Annotated in this window: 21 protein-coding genes; 6 read left to right on the forward strand and 15 right to left on the reverse strand. The window is 48.2% G+C overall.

Going from position 1 to position 22,479, the window contains the following annotated elements; all coding sequences use genetic code 11:
* Positions 1 to 193 precede the first annotated feature (193 nt).
* From IE082_RS08535 to IE082_RS08545, 3 genes are read left to right on the forward strand one after another with little or no spacing between them, the layout of a single operon-like run.
* Positions 194 to 1,789 carry a phosphoethanolamine transferase gene (locus IE082_RS08535; protein ID WP_189493499.1) on the forward strand — a complete coding sequence of 532 codons (1,596 nt, stop codon included), beginning with the start codon at positions 194 to 196 and terminating at the stop codon, positions 1,787 to 1,789.
* A gap of 5 nt (positions 1,790 to 1,794) precedes the next feature.
* The gene (locus tag IE082_RS08540; protein WP_189493500.1) at positions 1,795 to 2,676 is read left to right on the forward strand and encodes a DMT family transporter; all 882 of its coding nucleotides are present in this window, start codon (positions 1,795 to 1,797) and stop codon (positions 2,674 to 2,676) included.
* A gap of 3 nt (positions 2,677 to 2,679) precedes the next feature.
* Positions 2,680 to 3,531, forward strand: coding sequence for a sulfurtransferase (locus tag IE082_RS08545; protein WP_189493501.1), 852 nt, complete (start codon positions 2,680 to 2,682; stop codon positions 3,529 to 3,531).
* A 24-nt stretch (positions 3,532 to 3,555) separates the two neighbouring features.
* Here IE082_RS08545 and moaC read toward each other — a convergent pair whose 3' ends face one another.
* From moaC to IE082_RS08610, 13 genes are all read right to left on the reverse strand, one after another.
* Entirely contained in the window at positions 3,556 to 4,029 is a 474-nt protein-coding gene (gene moaC, locus IE082_RS08550; RefSeq protein ID WP_189493502.1) for a cyclic pyranopterin monophosphate synthase MoaC, read from the reverse strand.
* 51 nt (positions 4,030 to 4,080) lie between these two features.
* On the reverse strand, positions 4,081 to 4,536 hold the full coding sequence (locus IE082_RS08555) for a molybdenum cofactor biosynthesis protein MoaE (protein ID WP_229809792.1): 456 nt from the start codon (positions 4,534 to 4,536) through the stop codon (positions 4,081 to 4,083).
* Positions 4,536 to 4,781 (reverse strand): molybdopterin converting factor subunit 1, encoded by a 246-nt coding sequence (gene moaD / locus IE082_RS08560; protein WP_189493503.1) that lies wholly within the window; start codon positions 4,779 to 4,781, stop codon positions 4,536 to 4,538. Before moaD ends, IE082_RS08555 begins: the two co-directional genes overlap by 1 nt.
* Before the next feature lie 7 nt (positions 4,782 to 4,788).
* Positions 4,789 to 5,985 (reverse strand): molybdopterin molybdotransferase MoeA, encoded by a 1,197-nt coding sequence (locus IE082_RS08565; RefSeq protein WP_189493504.1) that lies wholly within the window; start codon positions 5,983 to 5,985, stop codon positions 4,789 to 4,791.
* A gap of 142 nt (positions 5,986 to 6,127) precedes the next feature.
* Positions 6,128 to 6,751: an outer membrane lipoprotein periplasmic chaperone LolA gene (lolA, locus tag IE082_RS08570; protein WP_189493505.1), complete on the reverse strand. Its 624-nt coding sequence runs from the start codon at positions 6,749 to 6,751 to the stop codon at positions 6,128 to 6,130.
* 87 nt (positions 6,752 to 6,838) lie between these two features.
* On the reverse strand, positions 6,839 to 9,166 hold the full coding sequence (locus IE082_RS08575) for a DNA translocase FtsK (RefSeq protein WP_189493506.1): 2,328 nt from the start codon (positions 9,164 to 9,166) through the stop codon (positions 6,839 to 6,841).
* Positions 9,167 to 9,302: 136 nt separating this feature from the next.
* Complete coding sequence (gene panC / locus IE082_RS08580; RefSeq protein WP_189493507.1) at positions 9,303 to 10,133, reverse strand: pantoate--beta-alanine ligase; 831 nt, start codon at positions 10,131 to 10,133, stop codon at positions 9,303 to 9,305.
* Positions 10,134 to 10,578: 445 nt separating this feature from the next.
* A complete protein-coding gene (locus IE082_RS08585) occupies positions 10,579 to 11,643 on the reverse strand; it encodes a PLP-dependent cysteine synthase family protein (protein ID WP_189493508.1) in 1,065 nt (354 codons plus the stop codon).
* Between the two features lie 21 nt (positions 11,644 to 11,664).
* Positions 11,665 to 12,054: an SMU1112c/YaeR family gloxylase I-like metalloprotein gene (gloA2, locus tag IE082_RS08590; protein WP_189493509.1), complete on the reverse strand. Its 390-nt coding sequence runs from the start codon at positions 12,052 to 12,054 to the stop codon at positions 11,665 to 11,667.
* A 20-nt stretch (positions 12,055 to 12,074) separates the two neighbouring features.
* Positions 12,075 to 12,938 carry a 3-methyl-2-oxobutanoate hydroxymethyltransferase gene (gene panB, locus IE082_RS08595; RefSeq protein WP_189493510.1) on the reverse strand — a complete coding sequence of 288 codons (864 nt, stop codon included), beginning with the start codon at positions 12,936 to 12,938 and terminating at the stop codon, positions 12,075 to 12,077.
* Positions 12,939 to 12,970: 32 nt separating this feature from the next.
* Complete coding sequence (gene folK, locus IE082_RS08600) at positions 12,971 to 13,474, reverse strand: 2-amino-4-hydroxy-6-hydroxymethyldihydropteridine diphosphokinase (RefSeq protein WP_189493511.1); 504 nt, start codon at positions 13,472 to 13,474, stop codon at positions 12,971 to 12,973.
* A 3-nt stretch (positions 13,475 to 13,477) separates the two neighbouring features.
* Positions 13,478 to 14,941: a polynucleotide adenylyltransferase PcnB gene (gene pcnB, locus IE082_RS08605; RefSeq protein ID WP_189493512.1), complete on the reverse strand. Its 1,464-nt coding sequence runs from the start codon at positions 14,939 to 14,941 to the stop codon at positions 13,478 to 13,480.
* A 251-nt stretch (positions 14,942 to 15,192) separates the two neighbouring features.
* Positions 15,193 to 17,409: a DEAD/DEAH box helicase gene (locus tag IE082_RS08610; protein ID WP_189493513.1), complete on the reverse strand. Its 2,217-nt coding sequence runs from the start codon at positions 17,407 to 17,409 to the stop codon at positions 15,193 to 15,195.
* Between the two features lie 146 nt (positions 17,410 to 17,555).
* On the opposite strand from IE082_RS08610, the gene IE082_RS08615 reads away from it, so the two are divergent.
* From IE082_RS08615 to IE082_RS08625, 3 genes are all read left to right on the forward strand, one after another.
* The gene (locus IE082_RS08615) at positions 17,556 to 18,575 is read left to right on the forward strand and encodes a class 1 fructose-bisphosphatase (protein WP_189493514.1); all 1,020 of its coding nucleotides are present in this window, start codon (positions 17,556 to 17,558) and stop codon (positions 18,573 to 18,575) included.
* Positions 18,576 to 18,730: 155 nt separating this feature from the next.
* Positions 18,731 to 20,068, forward strand: coding sequence for an amino-acid N-acetyltransferase (argA, locus tag IE082_RS08620; RefSeq protein WP_189493515.1), 1,338 nt, complete (start codon positions 18,731 to 18,733; stop codon positions 20,066 to 20,068).
* 27 nt (positions 20,069 to 20,095) lie between these two features.
* Positions 20,096 to 20,368: an oxidative damage protection protein gene (locus tag IE082_RS08625; RefSeq protein ID WP_189493516.1), complete on the forward strand. Its 273-nt coding sequence runs from the start codon at positions 20,096 to 20,098 to the stop codon at positions 20,366 to 20,368.
* A 135-nt stretch (positions 20,369 to 20,503) separates the two neighbouring features.
* On the opposite strand, the gene IE082_RS08630 is transcribed toward IE082_RS08625, so the two are convergent.
* Together IE082_RS08630 and IE082_RS08635 are read right to left on the reverse strand one after the other, a co-directional pair.
* Positions 20,504 to 21,700 carry a tryptophan--tRNA ligase gene (locus tag IE082_RS08630; protein ID WP_189493517.1) on the reverse strand — a complete coding sequence of 399 codons (1,197 nt, stop codon included), beginning with the start codon at positions 21,698 to 21,700 and terminating at the stop codon, positions 20,504 to 20,506.
* Positions 21,701 to 21,720: 20 nt separating this feature from the next.
* Positions 21,721 to 22,401 carry a site-2 protease family protein gene (locus tag IE082_RS08635; RefSeq protein WP_189493518.1) on the reverse strand — a complete coding sequence of 227 codons (681 nt, stop codon included), beginning with the start codon at positions 22,399 to 22,401 and terminating at the stop codon, positions 21,721 to 21,723.
* Between the last annotated feature and the right edge of the window lie 78 nt (positions 22,402 to 22,479).

Raw genomic sequence — 22,479 nt, forward strand, 5'->3', positions numbered from 1 at the left:
AATTATGTGAAAATTGAAATATATCCGCAACCAGTTACCCAGACAGAGCGTATTCCATAGTGCAAACACCTTGTACTTGTCAACATTCTGTATGCAAATCATGCGAGAATAGCACCTCAAAGAAGCAACTGAACATGCCTTCCAAACCCAATGTATTTATCAAGTATCCCCCTAATAAAGCATCGTTTAAAACATGAAATCACTACTGACATCGCACAAATGGCCGCTCATCACAGCCCTTGCACTCACTGCATTTTATAATTTGACCTTTTTTCAGCATGTCTTGAGCGTTTATCCTTTGAGCGATAATTTCGCTTTTGTGGCTTCTTTGGTCGTCTTGTTGTTTTGTGCAACAGCCTTGGTGTTGGTACTTTTGTGTATCAAAGGGGGCACACGATGGGTACTGGGGTTTATATTTGTCGCAGCAGCTTTTGCGGCTTATTATATGGACACCTTTAATGTCGTGATTGACAAAACCATGTTGCTCAATGTGGCGCAAACCGACGTCAAAGAAACGAGCGACTTATTCACAGGAAAGTTAGTGGGATACGTGCTGATTCTCGGTGTTTTACCTGCATATTTGATATCTCGAGTTTCATTGGCACGCATAAGCTGGCCGAAAATACTCGTTCATAAAACCTTATTGGTCGGCGCTTTGATTGCGATTGCCGCAATGGTCGTCCTGCCTTTAAGCAATCAATACAGCTCTTTTTTTCGTGAACACAAAGTGATACGTTTTTATGCCAATCCACTCACGCCTCTTTATGCTGCTGGTCAGTTTGCCTTTAAAAACAGTGACACAACCCCGATTGATGTGGCTGCAGTTGGGACTGATGCTCACATTCCTGCGACAGATATTCATCGTGAGCTAATTGTCATCGTGGTTGGCGAAACAGCACGCTCTGACCGTTTTTCACTCAACGGCTATGAAAAACCCACCAATCCACTTTTGTCGAAAGAAAAAGTAGTGAGTTTCAAAAACTTCACATCCTGTGGCACCAGTACAGCTGTCTCTGTGCCTTGTATGTTTTCGCCTTTTGGTCGAGAGGATTACAGTGAGAAAAAATTTCATGCTTCCGAAAACCTCATTGATTTGCTGGCGCACGCTGATGTAAATGTCCTTTGGCGCGACAACAACTCAAGCTCAAAAGGCGTTGCGGTACGCGCCGAAAACGTCTTGTACGAAGACTATCAAACCCCCAAAAAAAACACCATTTGCGACATCGAGTGTCGTGATGAAGGTATGCTGGTCGGGCTTCAGGACTACATTGATCAACACCCCACGGGTGACATCACCGTGGTCTTGCATCAAATGGGCAGCCATGGGCCTGCGTACTACAAGCGCTATCCTGCTGCATTCGAGCAATTCAAACCCACATGTCAAAATAATTTACTCGAAAAATGCAGTGTCGAGGAAATTTCAAACACCTATGACAACACGATTTTATACACGGACTACTTCCTCTCAAAAGTCATCGGTCTCCTCAAAAACAACACCCCGAAATTCGAGTCAGCCATGTTTTATCTAAGCGATCATGGTGAGTCGCTTGGCGAGAATGGTATTTACTTGCACGGCATGCCTTATGCCATTGCACCGAAAGCACAAACACACGTTGGTGCAATCATGTGGATATCGGATAATTTTGATGAGGTTACGTTCGATCAAATCAACGCAAAATCAGACCAGCCGCTGTCTCACGATAATTTGTTCCACACCACCTTAGGATTTATGGAAATCGAATCCAAAGCCTACCGCCCAGAGCTTGATATTCTCAAACCAAATCGTTAGCCTCTATGCAATCACTGTGGATGCTCGCCGCTTCGTTTTTTTTCGCCTTGATGGGCATGTTCATCAAGTTGGCGGGCACGCAACACAATCTCGGTGAAATCGTGTTTTTTCGCGGTGTACCCAGTGTTTTAGCAATTGGTTTTTTCGCTTTATACCACCATTACCCCTTGCTTGGTGACCAACTGAAAACCCACGCACGGCGCAACATCAGCGGCGTCACCTCCATGTGGCTCGGTGCATACAGCACGACTCTTTTGCCACTGGGTACAGCCAGCACGCTCAAATACACGTCTCCGCTATTCATTGCAGCAGCGCTTTTGTTCCAATCTTATTATCCTGGCATTTTACGCCAACAGTGGTTGCGCTTTGGGGCATTGGGACTCGGCTTCATCGGTGTTTTGTTGATATGCAATCCGTTCGTGGACAATGGTTTGCATAGCGGTGCGCTTTTTGCCGCTTTGATGAGCGGGCTGATGGGCGCCACCGCCTACCTCACTGTGCGCAGTTTGGGAAAATTGGGTGAGCCAGAATGGCGCACCGTTTTACTGTTCTCAACCAGTGTGCTGCTAACTGGGGCTGTCGGCGTTGGCCTCCTTGGCATCTCATCGTACACATGGACGTCGTTTGGTTATTTGATGGGCATTGGTCTGTCGGGCCTGTTTGGACAGTTGTGTATGACACGTGCTTTCAGCCGTGGCTCGGCAACATTGGCGGCGACATTACAGTATTCAGGTATTATTTTTTCAGCGATGCTGGGGTATTGGATTTGGTTAGAAACCGTTGATACCATTGGTTTTATGGGTATCAGTTTGGTGATTATTTCTGGATTGGCTGCAACGTGGTACGTCCGGAACCTGCGCAGCGCACCCAACACGTCAAAAGGGTAACTCATGTACACAACCATTGTCTCAACCTCAGTGCTAAACGAGCTGGTTTCGAACCATACACCATTCATCATTGACGCACGGCATGATTTGATGGATGCTTCTGCTGGACGAGCCGCTTACGCTGCGGGTCACATTAGAGGGGCGCATTTTTTGCATCTGGATGAAGACTTGTCGGGGCAAAAAACAGGGACAAATGGTCGTCACCCTCTACCCAATCAATCCGTTTTGGCTGATAAACTGAGTCAATTGGGGCTGAGTCAAAATCAGCAAGTGATTGTGTATGATGCCAACAACGGCATGATGGCTGCCCGCGCTTGGTGGCTCTTACGTGAGCTTGGTCATGAGGCTGTGGCTGTTTTGGATGGCGGCATAGCTGAGTGGCAAAAGCAAGGGTATGACGTCAGTACAGAGATGCCGCCTATGTCAATGACAGAGACGTTTTTAGCACATCCCCCATTAAATACCAGTATCACGGCAAACGAAATACTGGCTCAATTGGATGACGACCACTACACCGTCATTGATGCACGCGCGCCCGAACGTTATCGCGGCGATGTCGAACCGATTGACCCTGTTGGCGGTCACATCCCACATGCCATTAATGCGTTTTTTATGAACAACCTAAATGACGACGGCACATTCAAAAATGCAACATTATTACGTGAGCAATGGCAAAAAATCATCGGCAAAAAGCCGATTCAACAAATCGTTAACCAATGCGGATCTGGTGTGACCGCCTGCCACAATATTTTAGCTCAGCACATTGCAGGGCTAAAAGGCGCGGCACTCTATCCAGGTTCATGGTCTGAATGGTGTTCAGACACCAGCCGACCAGTGGCCACGGGCAATGATTAAATGACGAGCATGACTGATGCACAATCACCGAGTCCAGTCGTTTCGACCACCTGTTTTTTCATCCAGTCGGATGTCCGTCATCATCATTGATTTATCCACGGCTTTACACATATCATAAATCGTCAAAAGAGCGACATTCACCGCCGTCAACGCTTCCATCTCAACGCCTGTTTTACCAACGGTTTCCACAGTGGCCAAAGCGCGAACACAGGACAGTAATTCATCCATTTCAAACGTGACAGAGACCTTTGACAAAGCCAGCGGATGACACAATGGAATCAAGTCACTACACTTCTTAGCCGCCATAATCCCCGCCAGCTGTGCCACCGCCAGCACATCGCCTTTTGCCGCAGAACCCTCGGCAATCATCTTCCAAATCTCTGGCTGTATCACAATGCAGCCACTAGCGCGTGCCACTCGATGTGTGTCTTGCTTCGCAGAAACATCCACCATCTGCGCATTGCCCGCCGCATCAAAATGCGTGAATTCAGTATTCATAACTCATTATTCCATTTGTATTTTTGGTAACCAAGATTTGCTTTGAGTCACTCACAAAACATACTGCCACCGTTTGCTTGCCTGCTCATCAGTGTCTTTTGCCTCTACCCACCGCTCACCATGCGCGTTACTGATTTTTTTCCAAAATGGTGCTTCGGTCTTGAGTACATCCATAATGAATTGTGCAGCCTCAAAAGCACTCTTTCTGTGCCCTGACGCCACTAACACCAAAACAATCTGAGCATTCTGCGCCAAAACTCCGACACGATGCACAATCCGTACCGCAGATAAATCAAAGTTTACACAAGCCTGCTGCGCGATATTGTGTAAAACTTGCTGCGCCATCGGCACATAGCATTCCAAAGTCAATGTTGTTGCCAAATCATCGTCATCACGAACCTGCCCGACGAACGCCACCACAGCCCCACAGTCGCCCAAACCACGCACAGCCTCGTAGTGCTCTGTCAGACTAAAATCTTCCTCACCAATCACCACATGAATCATCATCAACCACCCGTCACTGGTGGGAAAATCGCTACTTCATCACCATCGGCCAATGCCGCACAACCATGCACCACCTGCTGATTGACCGCCATACGCCACGAACGCGACGCATCTAATTCTGCCGCCCACACATCACCACGGTCAATGAGATACTTTAACAAAGCGTCAGTAGTATCAAATGATGGTAAACGCTCCTGTGCCACACCGAACACCTCTTTAAACCGCGCGAAATACAACACCTGAATCATAACCACCTCACAAGCTCATCAATTCAGTCAGAGAAACAGCTCGAAGCACATCGCCACCGTGAACCACTTGCCCAGCCTCAACCCGAACCAGCACATCAGCATTTGCCACACTGGTCATAACCCCTGAACCCTGCGTGCCAGCTAATTGAACCCCCGAATCTGTATAGGTAGTGCGCAAAAACTCGACACGCTTCACATCGGGCTTGAGCCAATCAAAATCAGCCAGCACATCAAACCAACGCGGCAGTAACCGTGCCATACCCAATCGAGCGCGAACATAAGGTCGGGCACACAAACACGCGGTCAAGAAACTCGACACAGGATTACCAGGCAAACCAATCAAAGGCGTCGCCAAAACCTGCCCAAACGCCAGCGGTTTACCCGGTTTCATGGCCACTTGCCAGCTGTGCAGCTCACCAAGAGAGGTGACTGCCTGCTTCACATAGTCCTCTTCACCGACAGACACCCCACCACAAGTGACAATCAAATCCGCCACGACAGCCGCCCTTCTCAATAAATCAATGGTCAGCGACAAATCGTCGACAACCTGCTCATCCAAAACCACCTCACAGCCCCATTGACCAAACAATGCAGCCAAAGCATAACGATTGCTGTTATAAATCTGACCTTCCGCCAGTGGCTGACCAACATCGACCAACTCGCTGCCTGTGGTCAACAAAGCCACTTTTAATAAAGGTCGCACCAAAACTTGCTCAACCCCCATTGAGGCCAATAAAGCCACATGCGCTGCTGTCAGCCGCAAACCAGCTTTCAATAACGTCGCCCCAGCGGCCACATCTTCAGCCCGACGACGAATAAACTCACCCGAAGCGCAGACGGCTCTCACATGCAGAACATTATCAGACACCACGCACAGCTCCTGCATCACCACCTGTGTCGTCCCATGAGGAATGGCCGCCCCAGTAAAAATTCGAGCGGCTTCACCTCGACTTAAAGGCACACCCGTTTCCCCCGCGCTGATTCGCTGCACCACTCGAAAAGCTGTCGTTTCATCAAAGCCTTCTGGCGCAGAAATCGCGTAACCATCCATCGCACTGTTGTCAAAGGGGGGAACATTCATCTGTGCCAAGACATCAGCGGCCAAAACACGACCAGACGCTTCAGAAAGAGCAACAGAGGCCACATTCTCAAGCACATGTGCCGATTCAATTAATTCGGAAATAATGGTTTCAATAGATTTCATACTGGCATTATAACGATTCGTCCAATCACGCTTTGGGTTTGTTGAAACATCACTAATCTATCCAACATCTATCCAACAAAAAAACCTCGCAATAAGCGAGGTTTTTTGAAATTAGATAATTTTTTGCAGTTGATGATAAACTTTACTTCGCCGTCGCAGCATCTGCCGGAGGCGTGAATATGAAAGAGCCTGCTGAAACACTTGGGTTACGTTGCATGCCTGAGAACACGAGTACCGTAACCTTACCTAAATTATCGTACAGCTCCATGGCACTGGGTAGACCATTGCTCATACCAATATTGACTTTTTTGAAGCTACTCGATTTAGACTTGGGAGTGGCTTGTACCCACGAACGACCATCTTTTTCACCTGCATCAGAGAGCGTGAAATTAGCCGACAAGTCAGCACTGCCGAATAACACCGCGGCAGGTGACGAACCAATCGCACTGCCCAGTGATTTTTTGGTGACTTGGTTTAAATCCTTGTCATAAATGGCGAGCGTTTTGCCATCGCTGACCAAAACTTGTTCATAAGGCTTAGTATACGTCCAGCGGAACTTACCGGGACGCGCGAAAACAAATGTCCCTGAGCTGGTTTTGCCTTTGCCGCCCAAAACTTGCTGGGTAAAGCTGCCTGAGGCACTTTTAACGTCACGATTGAACTGCTGTAACTCTTCAATCGGTGTGGCATGTGCGCTCATGACAGACAGGCCTGCCGCTAAAGCAGCAGCACCAAAAACAGATTTGAAACGAATCGTCAATGACATATGTTTTCCTTATTGATAAACAACCCATTTTGTCACAACAATGGGGACAAAACTTGTAGCGAACTCAGCACCATTAACCCAAAGCCCTTAGCCACCATTATTCGGCGCGATGACTTCACGATTGCCATTGCTTTGCATGGCGGAGACCACTCCACTTTTCTCCATCTGATCAAGCAATCGCGCGGAGCGGTTATAGCCAATGCGCAACTCTCGCTGCACATAAGAAATCGAAGCACGACGGCTTTTCACCACCAATGCAACGGCTTGGTCATACAACGGGTCAGCTTCTTCATCGGTTGACTCGCCAAACTCACCACCTTCGGCATCGGTTCCGCCATTGAGAATTTCATCGAGATAATCAGGTTCACCCTGTAGCTTGAGACTTTCGACGACACGGTGCACCTCATCATCCGAAGCATAAGCACCGTGCACACGAATCGGCATGCCCAAACCTGATGGCAAGTACAGCATATCGCCTTGCCCCAAAAGTGCTTCTGCGCCCTGTTGATCGAGAATCGTGCGTGAGTCGATTTTGCTGGATACTTGGAACGCAATCCGTGTCGGCACGTTCGCTTTAATCAAACCCGTGATGACATCAACGCTTGGGCGCTGTGTCGCCAAAATGAGGTGAATCCCCGCCGCACGCGCTTTTTGCGCAATACGGGCAATCAATTCTTCGATTTTTTTACCCACCACCATCATCAAGTCGGCCAACTCGTCAATCACGATGACGATATTGGGCAAACGATTCAAAGGTTCTGGCGCATCGGGCGTTAAGCTGAACGGGTTAGGAACGTGTTCCTCTTTGGCTTTGGCATCGTCGATTTTTTTGTTGTAACCTGCGAGATTACGTACACCGAGCTTACTCATGAGCTTATAGCGTTTTTCCATCTCGCCCACTGCCCAATTCAGCGCATGAGCCGCTTGTCGCATATCTGTGACCACGGGACAGAGCAAATGAGGAATGCCCTCATACACGCTCATCTCCAACATCTTTGGGTCAATCAGGATTAAGCGCACATCCGCAGCCTCTGCCTTGTACAACAGTGACAGAATCATGGTGTTAATCCCCACCGATTTACCAGAACCCGTCGTACCCGCAACGAGCAAATGCGGCATTTTGGCCACATCAGCGACCACAGGTTTACCACCAATGTCTTTGCCCAACGCCACAGACAACGGTGAATGGGAGTCGTGAAACACTTGCGAACCGATGATTTCAGACAAACGCACAATTTGACGTTTGGGGTTTGGCAGCTCCAACGCCATATAATTTTTACCAGGTATCGTTTCCACGACACGAATAGATGTCATCGAGAACGAGCGCGCCAAATCCTTAGCCAGATTGACAATCTGACTGCCCTTAACACCTGTCGCAGGTTCAATCTCGTAACGCGTCACCACAGGACCAGGATAAGCGGCAACCACAGTCACTTCAACATTAAAGTCACGCAGCTTTTTCTCAATCAGACGCGACGTGTATTCCAAGGTCTCATTTGAAACCGTCTCTTGCATCACATCAGCAGGATCAAGCAATGACAATTCAGGCAATGAAGCATTATTCATCTCGGCAAACAATGACACCTGTTTTTCTTTATGAACGCGCTCAGATTGAACCACTGGTGGTGCGGGTGGCTCTATACGTACAGGTGGCGCTGTTTCGATACGTTGCTTTTCTTTCTCGACGATTTTTTCGCGTTTTTGGGCAACCTCTACGCCCACTTTCTCATCTTTTTTCGCCGAGAAATGTGCCATGATTTTGAAAAACATCTTCTCGATGGCCGAGCCAATGCGCTCACACAAAGACAACCACGAAAAATTAAAAAACCAGCTTAACCCCGTACAGAAAAACAACAACAAAAACAACGTTGTGAATGTATCGCCAATCACTTTAGGCAAAACCCCACTACCACCCGCCATCATTGTCCCCAGCACACCACCCGCTCGATAAGGCAGCTCCAATGCCCAATCGCTCATGTGCTGCGCCTCTAAACCCATGCTCGAGAACAAGAGGACAGCGAAACCAACTCGGAACAAGAATTTATCACGCAGCTCCTGCTGGCTCTCAAGAAAAGTGCATCGTTCATCAAACGAGAGTAAGCTCAAATGCAAAAATCGGCGATAGCCCACCAAAATCACCAAACCACACAGCACCACCCACCAATAAGCAGATAAACCAAATACATACAGCATCATATCCGAGACCCATGCGCCAAGCCGACCACCCCAATTCTGTATTTCAGTAATCTGGCTGCTGGCATGGTTAAAACTGGGGTCTTTGGGCGAGTAGCTGAACAAAATAAGCAACAAGGCCACACCCAAAATGGCAAACAACACCCACGTCATCTCGCGCAGCAGTTGACTAGCGCGTTCGGACAGGGGTGGGGCTTTAAACGTGTTGGGTTTCGATGACATGCGAGTGAACCTAAATCAGACTGTAAACAGGCGACATTTTACCGCGTTATGCCTGCAAACATGAGGTTAAAGGCAAAAATTCCACTCAAAGCGGGATTCAAACAAAACTGCCTTGTCACATCATCCGTAAATACGCTCAGACTTCTAAATTATCAATCAAACGTGTCCCACCCAATCTCGCGGCGGTCAAAATCACCAGCGGCACATCCTCGCCGATGGCAGGCTCAAGTAAATCGGACTGGCGACGAATCGCCACGTAATCAGGCTTCCAACCACGCTCAGTCAAATGCTGCATGGCTTTTTGTTCAATCGTTCTCAAATCAGTTGCCCCCGTCAATACTTTCTCTCGTGCATTTTGCAAAGTCTCATATAGATGAGGTGCCTCCGCTCGTTCATCACTTGATAAATATTGATTACGCGATGACAGAGCCAAACCATCCACGTCTCGCACCGTCTCAGCCGCGATGACTTCTACAGGCAGTGCCAACTGACGACACATTGAGCGAATAATCATCAACTGCTGATAATCCTTTTTGCCAAAGACCGCATAGCGAGGCTGAACACAGGCAAACAACTTCAAAACCACCGTACACACACCTTGAAAGAAACCTGGGCGAAATTCGCCTTCTAAAATATCACCCAATTGCGTCGGCGGCTGAACACGATACATCTGTGGCTCAGGATACAAATCCTGCTCGGTTGGTGCAAACAGCACGTACACGTCCTCTTTTTCCAGCTTGTCACAGTCCGACTCGAATGTGCGCGGGTATTTTTCAAAATCCTCATTCGGGCCAAACTGCAGCCGATTGACAAAAATACTCGCCAACACAGGGTCTCCATGTTTGGCCGCCAATCGCATCAGGCTCAAATGCCCTTCGTGCAAATTGCCCATAGTGGGTACAAATGCCACACGATTTTGGCCGTGCATTTGTGAACGCAAATCATCGATGTGTTGGATAACGCGCATGAAAATCCCCGTGATAAAAAATGTGAGTGTACGCTAAGAAGAATAAAAAAGTAAAAAGTGTTTAATTTAACAACAGCGGTCAGGAAATAAATCAAAAACTAACCACCCAAAGCTTTAAACCACCAATTTGTGTATTTGTGTGTGTTTAATGTACAGAACAAGCACCTTGGCGATAGCCCATTACTTTCTCATCCACACAAGCCGAACAGGCATTGCTGTACGTTTTTTCTTCTGATGAAGGGCAAAGTGTTGTCACACATCGAATTTCTGTGTCTCTATATGCACAAACAAGTCGGTGTTCTTGAGTGCAGATTTGTGGGCGATCTTTGAGACAGTTTTACCAAGAAGTTGATGGCTCTTGCTCAGCAGGTTTCACAGCCAAGCACCCTGAGAGCAAAAACAGCCATGTCATGATGATGTGTTTTTTTCACACCTGTCCCCCTTGTTATTCCGAGAACCACACACCCTGCTCAAAGAACCGCTCATAACGCAACATCCAAGGAGCAATGTCACAACCTTGTGTCTTTAACCATTGCTCATCAAAATAGGTATTAGCGTATCGGTTACCATCGTCACAGATGAGCGTCACAATCGAGCCCGATTCGCCTCTTTTTCGCATTTCACTCATCAGCGTGAATACACCAAATAAATTCGTCCCTGTTGACCCACCACAGCGACGACCCAAGACTTTTTCGAGAAAATGCACCGCTGCATAACTTGCTACATTAGGCACACGAATCACGCGATCAATCACAGACGGGATAAAAGATGGTTCAACCCGTGGTCGGCCAATCCCTTCCACACCAGAGCCACCTTCGCACATATGCTCACGCGAACCACTGTGGAAACTGTCATAAAACACCGAATTCTCAGGGTCAACCACACACACACGCGTCGCATGATGCTGATAGCGAACATAGCGGCCAAATGTAGCACTCGTCCCGCCCGTCCCTGCACCACACACAATCCATGTCGGTTCAGGATTTGCTTCTAATTTCATTTGTGAGAACACCGTTTCAGCGATGTTGTTGTTGCCACGCCAATCCGTCGCGCGTTCGGCATAAGTGAATTGGTCAACGTAATGCCCTTTTAATTCAGCAGCCAGTCGTCGAGCCTCATGGTCAATCATCGCCGCATCATCGACAAAGTGACACTCACCACCATAAAACGTAATCGCTTTGACCTTCTCCAAAGACGTCTCGCGCGGCATGACCGCGATGAATCGCAGTCCAAGCAAGCGCGCAAAGTACGCCTCCGATACCGCCGTACTGCCGCTGGATGCCTCGATGATGGGCGTTCCTTCAACAATCCAACCATTGCACAAGCCGTACATAAACAAGGAGCGCGCGAGGCGATGCTTCAAGCTACCTGTTGGATGTGTTGATTCATCCTTAAAATATAGTTGAATCTCTGGCACCGCCGGAATCGACAAAGGAATCAAATGTGTATCAGACGAGCGGTTGTAATCCGCTTCAATGGTACGAATCGCACGTTGGACCCAATTATTCATATTGCTATTATCTTTCATTTGTTATGCGACGGACTCATAAAGCTCTAAAGGCAAGCCATCAGGATCGGCAAAGAACACAAACCGACGCCCCGTAAACTCGTCAATCCGCACATCCTCTACCGCAACACCCCGCGACTCTAAGTATGATTTACAGGCTAGAACGTCGTCCACACAAAAGGCTAAATGTCGTAAACCACAAGCCTCTGGTCTTGAGGATCGTTGTGGTGGATTAGGAAAAGAAAATAGCTCAATCTGACCACCGTCGGGCAAAACCAAATCGAGCTTGTATGAGTCACGCTCTGCACGATAGTTCTCATCGATGATCCGTAAACCCAAAATATCGGTATAAAACAACTTCGACACCGCATAGTCTGAGCAGATAATCGCTGCATGATGAATATTTTTGAGCATAAATTTCACCAATTTAACCTTTATGCTCCCGTAAAGCCATGCTCAGGCTGAGGAAACACACCAGACTTAACCTCTGCCACATAAGCATCAATCGCCTCAGCAATGCTGCTCTGCCCTGCCATGAAGTTTTTGACAAATTTGGCTTTTTTACCCGGAAATACATCGAGCATGTCATACAGCACCAAGACTTGACCATCGGTGTCTTTGCCTGCACCAATGCCAATCGTCACCAAGTGTACGTTCTCTGTCACCATTTTGCCGACATGCATCGGCACAGCTTCGAGCACAAGCATCGATGCGCCTGCTTGCTCAAGGATTTTGGCTTCCTCTAACAATTTTTGCGCCGCTTCTTCGGTTTTTGCCTGAACCTTAAAACCACCAAGCTGATAGACCGACTGCGGCGTTAAGCCGAGATGGGCACAAACTGGGATGCCGTTTTGCACCAATGTTTTGACGATTTCGGCCAACCACGCGCCGCCTTCGACTTTCACCATATGCGCCCCTGCCTGCATCAGCTTCACCGCATTATGCAAGGCGTCTTCAACTGTGCCATAACTGCCAAAAGGCATGTCCGCCACCACCCAAGCGCGCGAGGTCGGGCGCGTATACAAACCGCGCAAAACCGCCTTCGTGTGGTAAACCATATCATCCAATGCAACTGGCAATGTGGTTCGCTGCCCTTGAATCACATTGCCCAATGAATCACCCACCAACAGACAATCCACATGATGAGTATCAAGCAGCGCGGAAAAAGAAGCGTCATAACACGTCAACATGGCGATTTTCTCGCCTTTTGCCTTCATTTCAAACAAAGTTGTGAGCGAAATCGGCTTAATGGGCTTTGATTCAGGCGTTGGGGTTGAACCGTAAGGTGATGTGCTCATGTGATTAAATCCTTTAACTCATTGAGTTTAAATTAGTTTTTAATTAAGTCAATTTGCTGAGGCTGTATCTTCATTAGACACTCTCGGACACAATTGCTTTGCCCCTGTGCGCTCAACCAAATCAAATCTTTGTCAATCTCTGCCAACGGCATCAACACAAACGCCCGCTCGGTCATTCGAGGATGAGGGATGGTCAAATACTCATCGTTCAGCACAACATCACCATACAACAATATGTCTAAATCCAGTGTTCGTGGCGCATTTTGATAATGACGCTCGCGACCGTACTTTTGTTCCAGCTTCTGTAACTCAACCAGCAACTGATGCGGCAGCAATGTAGTACTAATTTTTGCGACAGCGTTGATGTAGTCTGGTCCATCCGCATTTTCACCAAACGGTGGGCTGAGGTAAAGTGACGACGTGGATATTAGCTGCGTATCGGGCAGTTTTGCCAATTCATCAAACACGGCACGCAATGTCGCTTGCGCGTCGCCGAGATTAGCACCGAGTGCAATATAAGCATGAACAGCATTCAAGGCCTACTCCGCTGTGGCTGATTCGGCAGCCACTTTGCTATTTGGTTTTTTACGGCGACGACGTTTGCGTTTCGGCGTTTCGCTGGGCTGACCTGTGATGTGGTTGAGATTGGCTTTGGGTGAGTTGCGTAAATCATTGATCATTTGCTCACGATCGTAGGGCGGCGCGTCATATAACTCGCCCCACCAATTCGCAACGGGTAAACCGCCCGCGCCCAAATGCCCCAACTGGGCACGCAGCAGCAAGAAATCATACGCGGCACGGAAACGCGGATGCTCAACAAGATTGATGGCTTGTCGCGGCAAACGGCGCTCGAGCCGTGGCTGCAAATTCCAGATTTCTCGCATATCAGAGACAAATCGTTTGGTAATCATGATCTGATCACCGTTATTCGATTGATTGATAATCTCGGCAATCGCCATATCCAACGCAGCGATTTGTGGTTCGTTCTTTTGATAAAACGCCCAACGCTCTTCAATTTTTGGCCACATCAAAGCCGCAAACAAAAAGCCTGGAGAAACTGATTTGTCGGCATTGACGCGCGCATCCGTCTGCTCGAGCATGGCGCGAACCCAAGTCGCGCCTTTGTCTAAATCCAAAACATCCGCCAAAACAGGCATCAAATACTCAGTGAAATCATGGCTTTGCAGCGCATCCAGACTCGCACTCGCATGCCCTGTCGTGAAAAATTTGAGGGTTTCGTCAAACAAACGTGCTTGTGGGATATTGCCCAACAGTGGTTTGCATTTTTCCATCGCATCAAGGGTCGCTTCATCCACGTCAAAGTCCAATTTGGCCATGAAGCGTAAGACGCGCAGCATACGCACAGGATCTTCACGAAAACGAGTCTCAGGGTCACCAATGACGCGCAAAACTTGGTCATTCAAATCACCGACACCACCATGATAGTCAAGCACCACTTGTCGCTTCGCATCGTAGTAAAGTGCATTCACTGACAAATCACGACGCACGGCGTCGTCTTGTAAACTGCCGAACTCATTGTCACGCAACACACGGCCATGGGCATCGGTATCTTGATTGTCGGTATTGGCTCTGAAGGTAGTCACTTCAATCAAATCACGTTTGTAAGGCACATGCACAATTCGAAAACGGCGGCCAATGATGCGGGCGCGACGAAATAATTTAACAATTTGTTCAGGTCGCGCATTGGTCGCCACATCAAAATCTTTTGGTTGCAACCCTTGCATCAAATCACGCACAGCTCCACCGACAATGTACGCCTCAAAACCTGCTTCAGAAAGCGTTTTAGTGACGTTGAGTGCTGCCTCAGTGATGTACTTAGGATTGATGCCATGCTTTTTGGCAGGATATGAATTCGCTTTGTGGCTCACAGGAGTCTTGGCTCGTTGAACGGCCTTTTTTTTCGCTTCACGCGAGCCTGCCAGTGCTTTCACAGCTTCTTTTGGCTTCGGAGTGAAAAGCTGTTTGATAATTTTGGTAATCATGGTGTTTTTCGTAACTAATAGATGCGTGACTGTAACATTTAAGCCGCATGGCTGCAACGCAACAAACCATCGCTGAGAAGCAAACAGATACTTTTGGCAATTGAGTGGGCTGATTAATTTGAGTAACGTTTCGGAATCATTTGAAAGTGCAAATACAACAACAAAAAAGCCAAAGCTTTTGATGAAAAGGCTTTGACTTTTATTTTGCTAACTCAGCAGCTCATCTGCAAGTCATGGTCTCCCCACCAAGTTCACTTTCTTGGCTTGGCTGATTTAGCCTTAAACTCTTTCTCTGTTACTCTTCGATCACCGCCTGATTTTCGCTCTGACAGCTCCACAGGCTTTTTGGGGCGGTTTTCACCCGCACTGCTCACGCCGACGTAATCAATGTTGAGTTTTTTGCCCACTAAAGTAACATTTCTAAGATGACTCATTACCTCATCTGGCATGCCTTCTGGTAAGTCGACGCTGGCGTGGGTGTCAAACAATTCAATGCGGCCAATGTATTTTGCATCCAAACCAGCCTCATTGGCAATCGCACCGACGATGTGGCTCGGTGTGATGTCATCGGCACGTCCCAGCTCAATGCGATAGGTGTGCATTTCAAATTTGGCCGTACTAGCTTTTCGTTCTTTTTTTGCAGGTTTGGCCTCGGGTTTCGCGGCTACAGAGGCCACACGCTCAGTGATTTTGTCTAAAGCTCCGTGTTTTTTTGTTTCGGCTTTAGCAGGCTTGTCTTCGCGTGTTTCTTTTTTCGAGCCGCGCGGCGCAGATGGCATGACCTGCCCATCCGCAGTGATATTGAGCATTTGACCCGCGACACGCACACCGCGCAGGTGCTCAATGGTTTCAGGCGCTAAGTCACGGGGCAAGTCAAGCAAACTGTATTCATCACGGATATCAATTCGGCCAATGTATTTGGATTCAATATTCGCTTCATTGGCAATCGCGCCGACGATGTTGCCTGGCTTGACACCGTGCTCATGACCAACGGCAATGCGGTAGGTTTGCATACCCACTTCTGCAGTGCGCGGCTGATACTCGCGCTGTGGCGCACGCTCACGTTCACGCTCAAAACGCACGTTGCTACCGACGCTGCGTTCTGGGCGCCCCCAGCTCTCATCTACTGCGTTTTTTTTATTTTTATCAAGCAGCAGCGGTGTGTTACCACGCGCCATTTTGGCGAGTGCGGCCGCGATTTCGATGGCTGGAATGTTGTGTTCACGCTCGTAATCTTCGATAAGCGAGGAAAATTCTTCGAGACCGCCTTGTGCAAGGATGTCGGTGATTTGTTGTTTGAATCGTGCCACACGGACGTTGTTCACATCCTGTACCGTCGGTAACTCAAGCGGTGAGACAGGTTGGCGGGTCGCGCGCTCGATGACTTTGAGCAAATGCTTTTCACGAGGCGTGATGAACAATATAGCCTCGCCACTGCGCCCTGCCCGTCCTGTTCGGCCAATCCGATGCGTGTAACTCTCAGGATCGTGGGGCACATCGTAGTTGACCACGTGGCTGATGCGCTCGACATCCAGACCTCGCGCAGCGACGTCTGTGGCAACGAGGATGTCGATTTTGCCATCTTTGAGTTGTTGGATGGTACGTTCGCGTTGTTGCTGTTGTACATCGCCGTTAATCGCGGCAACAGAGAAACCACGCGCAGACAGTTTTGCGGCCAATTCCTCAGTACCGAGCTTGGTTCGAGCGAAAATAATCATGCCATCAAATACCTCGGCCTCCAGTATGCGCGTCAACGCGTCTAACTTATGCATACCACTGACCATCCAGTAGCGTTGGCGGATGTTGTCTGCTGTGCCTGTTTTCGCGGCGATGGTGACTTCAGCTGGGTTGTTGAGATACGTCTGAGCAATCCGTTTAATCGCACTGGGCATGGTTGCTGAAAATAAAGCCGTTTGGCGCGTCGCAGGTGTTTCTTTCAAAATGCGCTCAACATCATCAATAAAGCCCATACGCAGCATTTCATCGGCCTCATCTAACACCAAAGTTTTGAGCTGGGACAAGTCCAAAGAACCTTTGTCCAAGTGATCAATCACGCGTCCAGGTGTGCCCACCACCACATGTACACCACGGCGCAGCGCTGATAATTGCGGGCCATAACTTTGGCCACCATAAATCGGCAACACTTGGAAATTCGGGATATAACGCGCATAAGTCTGAAACGCCTCAGCCACCTGAATCGCCAATTCACGAGTTGGTGCGAGCACCAATACTTGCGGTGTAGTTTGATTGAAGTCGATGTTGGACAAGGCAGGTAAAGCGAATGCCGCTGTCTTGCCCGTTCCTGTTTGTGCTTGTCCCAACACATCACGCCTCGCTAACACATATGGAATTGTCGCTGCTTGAATCGGCGATGGCGTTTCGTAGCCGATGTCAGACAATGAGCGCAAAAGATGCTCGTTTAACTGCAAATCAACAAAGGAAATGGGGGCTTGGGTGTTTTCAGACATAAATCAATACTCACAAATTGCGCTCACATCGCAACATGCGACAGATACTCGCGCATTTTACCCTGTACTAGACCACAGATGTCATGTTCCGCTCACAACATCTTTCCAGTACAATGACGCCATCCATATTTGATAAGAAAGAAACTATGAAACGCAAAACCCTATCGCGTTATCTCATCGAGCAGCAGCGCGAACACAACAACCTCCCCGCCGATCTACGCTTGCTTATCGAAGTCGCTGCACGCGCATGTAAACACATAAGCCATGCTGTTTCTAAAGGCTCGCTGGGTGAAGTCATCGGCAGCGCAGGCTCTGAAAACATCCAAGGTGAGATTCAAAAGAAACTCGATATTCTCTCAAACGAAATTTTGATTGAAGCCAATGAATGGGGCGGTCACTTGGCGGGCTTGGCCTCCGAAGAAATGGAGCATATTTACGAAATCCCCAACCGCTTTCCCAAAGGCGAATACCTGCTGATTTATGATCCATTAGATGGTTCATCGAATATTGACATCAATGTTTCTATCGGTACAATTTTTTCTGTACTCAAAAAAACCGAACCCGTAGAAGGCGAAATCACCCCAGTCACCGAACAAGACTTTTTACAAAAAGGTGCGAATCAAGTCGCCGCAGGCTACGCGATCTACGGCCCACAAACCCAACTCGTGCTCACCACTGGTTATGGTGTGCAAATATTCACACTTGACCCTGAAATCGGCTCATGGGTTCTCACACAAGACCAAGTAAAAATCCCAGAGTCCACCAGCGAATATGCAATTAATTCGTCCTATCAGCGTTTTTGGCACGCCCCGATTCAGCGCTACATCGACGAGCTCATTGCAGGCAAAGATGGCCCACGTGGCAAGGATTTTAATATGCGTTGGGTCGCCGCAATGGTGGCTGAAGTCCACCGCATCCTCACGCGCGGTGGTATATTTCTCTACCCTACCAATTCACGTGAGTCTCATCGCACAGGTCGTTTACGTCTACTGTATGAAGCAAACCCTATGGCGATGATCATCGAGCAAGCAGGTGGCGCCGCCACGAACGGCCACATCCGTATGCTGGACGTTCAACCCTCAAGCTTACACGAGCGTGTTGCGGTATTTTTAGGTTCTAAAGAGGAGGTGGAAATCGTCACACAATACCACCGAGAGGCAATTTAAGCAGTCTGAAAATAATTGATTGCATTGCCCGTTGACACTTCAAAGGCTTTGCATGTCCAAAGATACTGGGTTTGTGTCCAGTGTCTTTTTAAAGTGCTCTGTTCATTTACAGTACAATGCGAGAACCTAAAATTGATCGCACAGTCCACACCATAATGACCTCTATTACCGCGCCATTATTCGCTGACAATCCAGTCCTGTTTGTGCAGTGGCTACGCGACGTCGCGCCCTATGTGCACACATTCCGTGACAAAACATTTGTGATTGCATTTGATGGCGAGCTGGTCGAGCAAGGGCACTTAGAGGATTTGGCATACGACGTGAGTTTGCTGCGCGCCATGGGTATGCGAATTGTACTGGTTCATGGGGCGCGTCCACAGATTGAAAAACAATTGTCTTTGCGTGGCAAATCCAGTGAGTTTCTCAATGGCATTCGCATCACGTCATCGGCCGCACTAAACTCAGTCAAAGAAGCCAGCGGTGCACTGCGCTTGTCCATCGAAGCCGCTTTTAGCCAAGGTTTGCCCAACACACCGATGGCAGGCTCAGACATTAATGTCATTTCTGGTAATTTCGTCACCGCCAAGCCGATTGGTGTACTCAACGGCGTGGATTTTCAACACACAGGTGAAGTGCGCAAAGTCGCTCACGACGACATCATCAAGCAATTGGCGATGGGTAATGTTGTCCTACTCTCACCGCTTGGCTTTTCGCCGACAGGCGAAGCTTTTAATCTGACCAATACTGAAGTCGCCGCTGCTGTGGCTTCAGCCCTAAAAGCCGACAAGCTCATCATGATGTCTGATCAAGCAGTGCTCGATGAAAACGGTCAATGGGTCTCAGAGTACAATGCTGTGCAAGCGCGTGCGGCAGCCGAGTCATTGGCCTTAGACCACCCTTTGCGTCCTTGGCTGCAAGCGGGCTATACGGCGGTCGAAAATGGCGTGGCGCGCGCGCACATTATCCCCAGTGATTTGGATGGCTCGTTGCTTCTTGAGTTATTCCGTCACGAAGGTGTTGGCACCATGATCACCACCAAGCTTCTTGAAACCATTCGACCTGCAACACCTGATGATTTGGGCGGTATTTTGCAGCTCATCACACCATTGGAGCAAAACGGCACACTTGTGCCACGTGGCCGTGAAAAGCTCGAAGCCGAACTTCCTTTGTTCAGCGTGATTGAACATGACAATTACATTTTGGGCTGCGCTGCGCTGTATCCGTTTGAAGAAGAAAAAATGGCAGAGATGGCCTGTTTCTCGATTGATGCCACTGCCCAAGGAACAGGATTGGGTAGTCGAATCCTCAAACACATGGAACAACGTGCCAAGGCAGAAGGTTTTAAACACTTATTTGTCCTCACCACACGTGCTGCGCACTGGTTTCTTAAAAATGGGTTCATCGCAGGCACAGTGGACGACTTACCGTCTAACAAACAAAGCATGTACAACTGGCAACGAAAATCCCAAATTTTCATCAAAAAAATCGTTTAATCAAAACCACACCGAAGGAAAAATTATATGACACGACTCGTTCAATGCGTTCGATTACATGCCGAAGCCGAAGGCTTAGACTTCCCACCTCTGCCAGGCACACTCGGTCAACGAATTTTTGAAAATGTCTCTAAAGAAGGTTGGGCACAATGGCTCAAGCACCAAACCATGCTCATCAATGAAAACCGCCTGTCCATGCTCGACGCGCGCGCACGACAGTATCTGCTCAAACAAGCCGAAGCGTTTTTCTTTGGTGATGGTGCAGATGCAGCCAGCGGCTATGTCCCTCCCGCAGAATAAACCTCACGTTATTACTTGCCCAAGTAACTAAAAACCCTTCACTCGGTGAAGGGTTTTTGTATGGTTGTCAAAAGATTGTTGTGTCACGACAAAGTTTATTACCTCGCAAGCAGCTAACTCACTTCCGTAGAAAACTTAACCCAACCCCATAACCTCACGCACATCGCGCATGGTCTCTTGTGCCATTTTTCTGGCTTTTTCAGAACCATCAGCAATAATACTGCGCACCAGTCTAGGATCATCAATGTATTCTTGAGCACGCTCCAAAATCGGCTGCTGCTCATGCAAAATACTTTCAATCACAGGTTGTTTGCACTCCAAGCAGCCAATTTTAGCGTTGGTACACGAGTCCTGAACCCATGCACAGGTGTTGTCGCTGCTGTAAATTTGATGCAGCGCCCACACAGGACATTTTTCTGGCGTACCAGGATCCGTTTTGCGCACACGCGCAGGATCGGTCGGCATGGTTCTGACTTTTTTGGTAATAGACTCGGCATCTTCACGCATGGCGATGGTGTTGCCGTAGCTTTTTGACATTTTTTGTCCATCCAAGCCAGGCATGCGTGACTCTTTGGTCAACAAGGCTTGAGGCTCAGCCAAAATAATGCGGCGGCTGCCTTCCAAGTAACCAAATAGGCGCTCTCTGTCAGCTTGCGTGATGTTTTTTGATTCACTGAGCATGGCATGAGCTTGTTCAATCGCGCCCTCTTCACCCTGCTCTTGGAATCGATTACGCAGCTCATTGTATTGACGTGCCATTTTACTGCCGAGTTTCTTGACCGCTTCTTGAGCCTTCTCATCAAAACCAGGCTCACGCCCATAGAGATAATTAAAACGGCGTGCCACCTCACGGGTCATTTCGAGATGAGGCACTTGATCCTCACCAACGGGAACGTGCTGAGCACGATAAATCAAGATATCAGCCGCCTGTAGCAACGGATAACCCAAAAACCCATAAGTGGATAAATCTTTTTCTTTGAGCTTCTCGATTTGTTCTTTATATGTCGGCACACGCTCTAACCAACCAAGCGGCGTCGCCATTGACAACAATAAAAACAACTCCGCGTGCTCAATCACTTGCGATTGCACAAATATAGTCGCCTGCGTCGGGTCAATCCCAGCAGCCAACCAGTCAATCACCATCTCATGCGTGGCCGCCTCAATGACACTGGGATCATCGTAGTGGGTGGTCAAAGCATGCCAATCGGCAACGAAAAACAAACATGGATATTCGCTTTGCAAAGTCACCCAGTTTTTCAACACACCATGGTAATGACCTAAATGCAGCGCACCTGTGGGGCGCATACCCGATAAAACACGTTCTGGAAACATTTTAAACCTTAGAGTAAAAATTAGCGTAAGCCAAAAACTGTCAGCAATGGTGAAATGATGAGTTTAATTAAGTTGCCAAGCAAACTGCTGACTGGATTAATCCAATATTGATACAGCAAACCACCGCCAGCAAAGGCCAATGCCAGCACAATGAAAAACCCATAAGGCTCAGAGCGAGCAAAGCCTTCAGCCAAGGATTTAGGCAACATTCCCTTGAGGATGCGACCACCATCCAACGGCAATATCGGCAACATGTTGAATGCAAAGAATAAAATATTGGCCTTAATACCCGCCTCTGAAACCAGTCTAAAGAACTCTTGGTCAGCAAAAAAACGAGCCGAAATAACAAATAATATCGCCCAACCCAAAGCCATCACAGCATTCGCCGCTGGACCTGCCAATGCAACAATCGGCATATCTGCACGTGGGTTTCTAAGACGCTGTTCAATAACAGGAACGGGTTTTGCATAACCAAATAAAAACATGCCTCCGCTGAGTATCCACAAGCCCAGTGGCATCACCACAGTACCAATCGGATCGATATGACCGATGGGATTCAATGTTGTACGCCCCAGCCGATGCGCCGTATCATCCCCTAACCATTTGGCAGCGTACGCATGTGCAGCCTCATGTAATGTGACCGCCAAAATAATCGGAATCACATAAATTGTTAAGCTTCGAATAATGTCAGCAAAGTCCATACCACCCATAACGGATTCTCATTTAAAAATTGAAAGAGGCGTCATTTTAACCAATTTAACTGAATATCTGTGGCTTAT

Source organism: Formosimonas limnophila (genome assembly GCF_014652675.1).
GTDB classification, from domain to species: domain Bacteria; phylum Pseudomonadota; class Gammaproteobacteria; order Burkholderiales; family Burkholderiaceae; genus Hydromonas; species Hydromonas limnophila.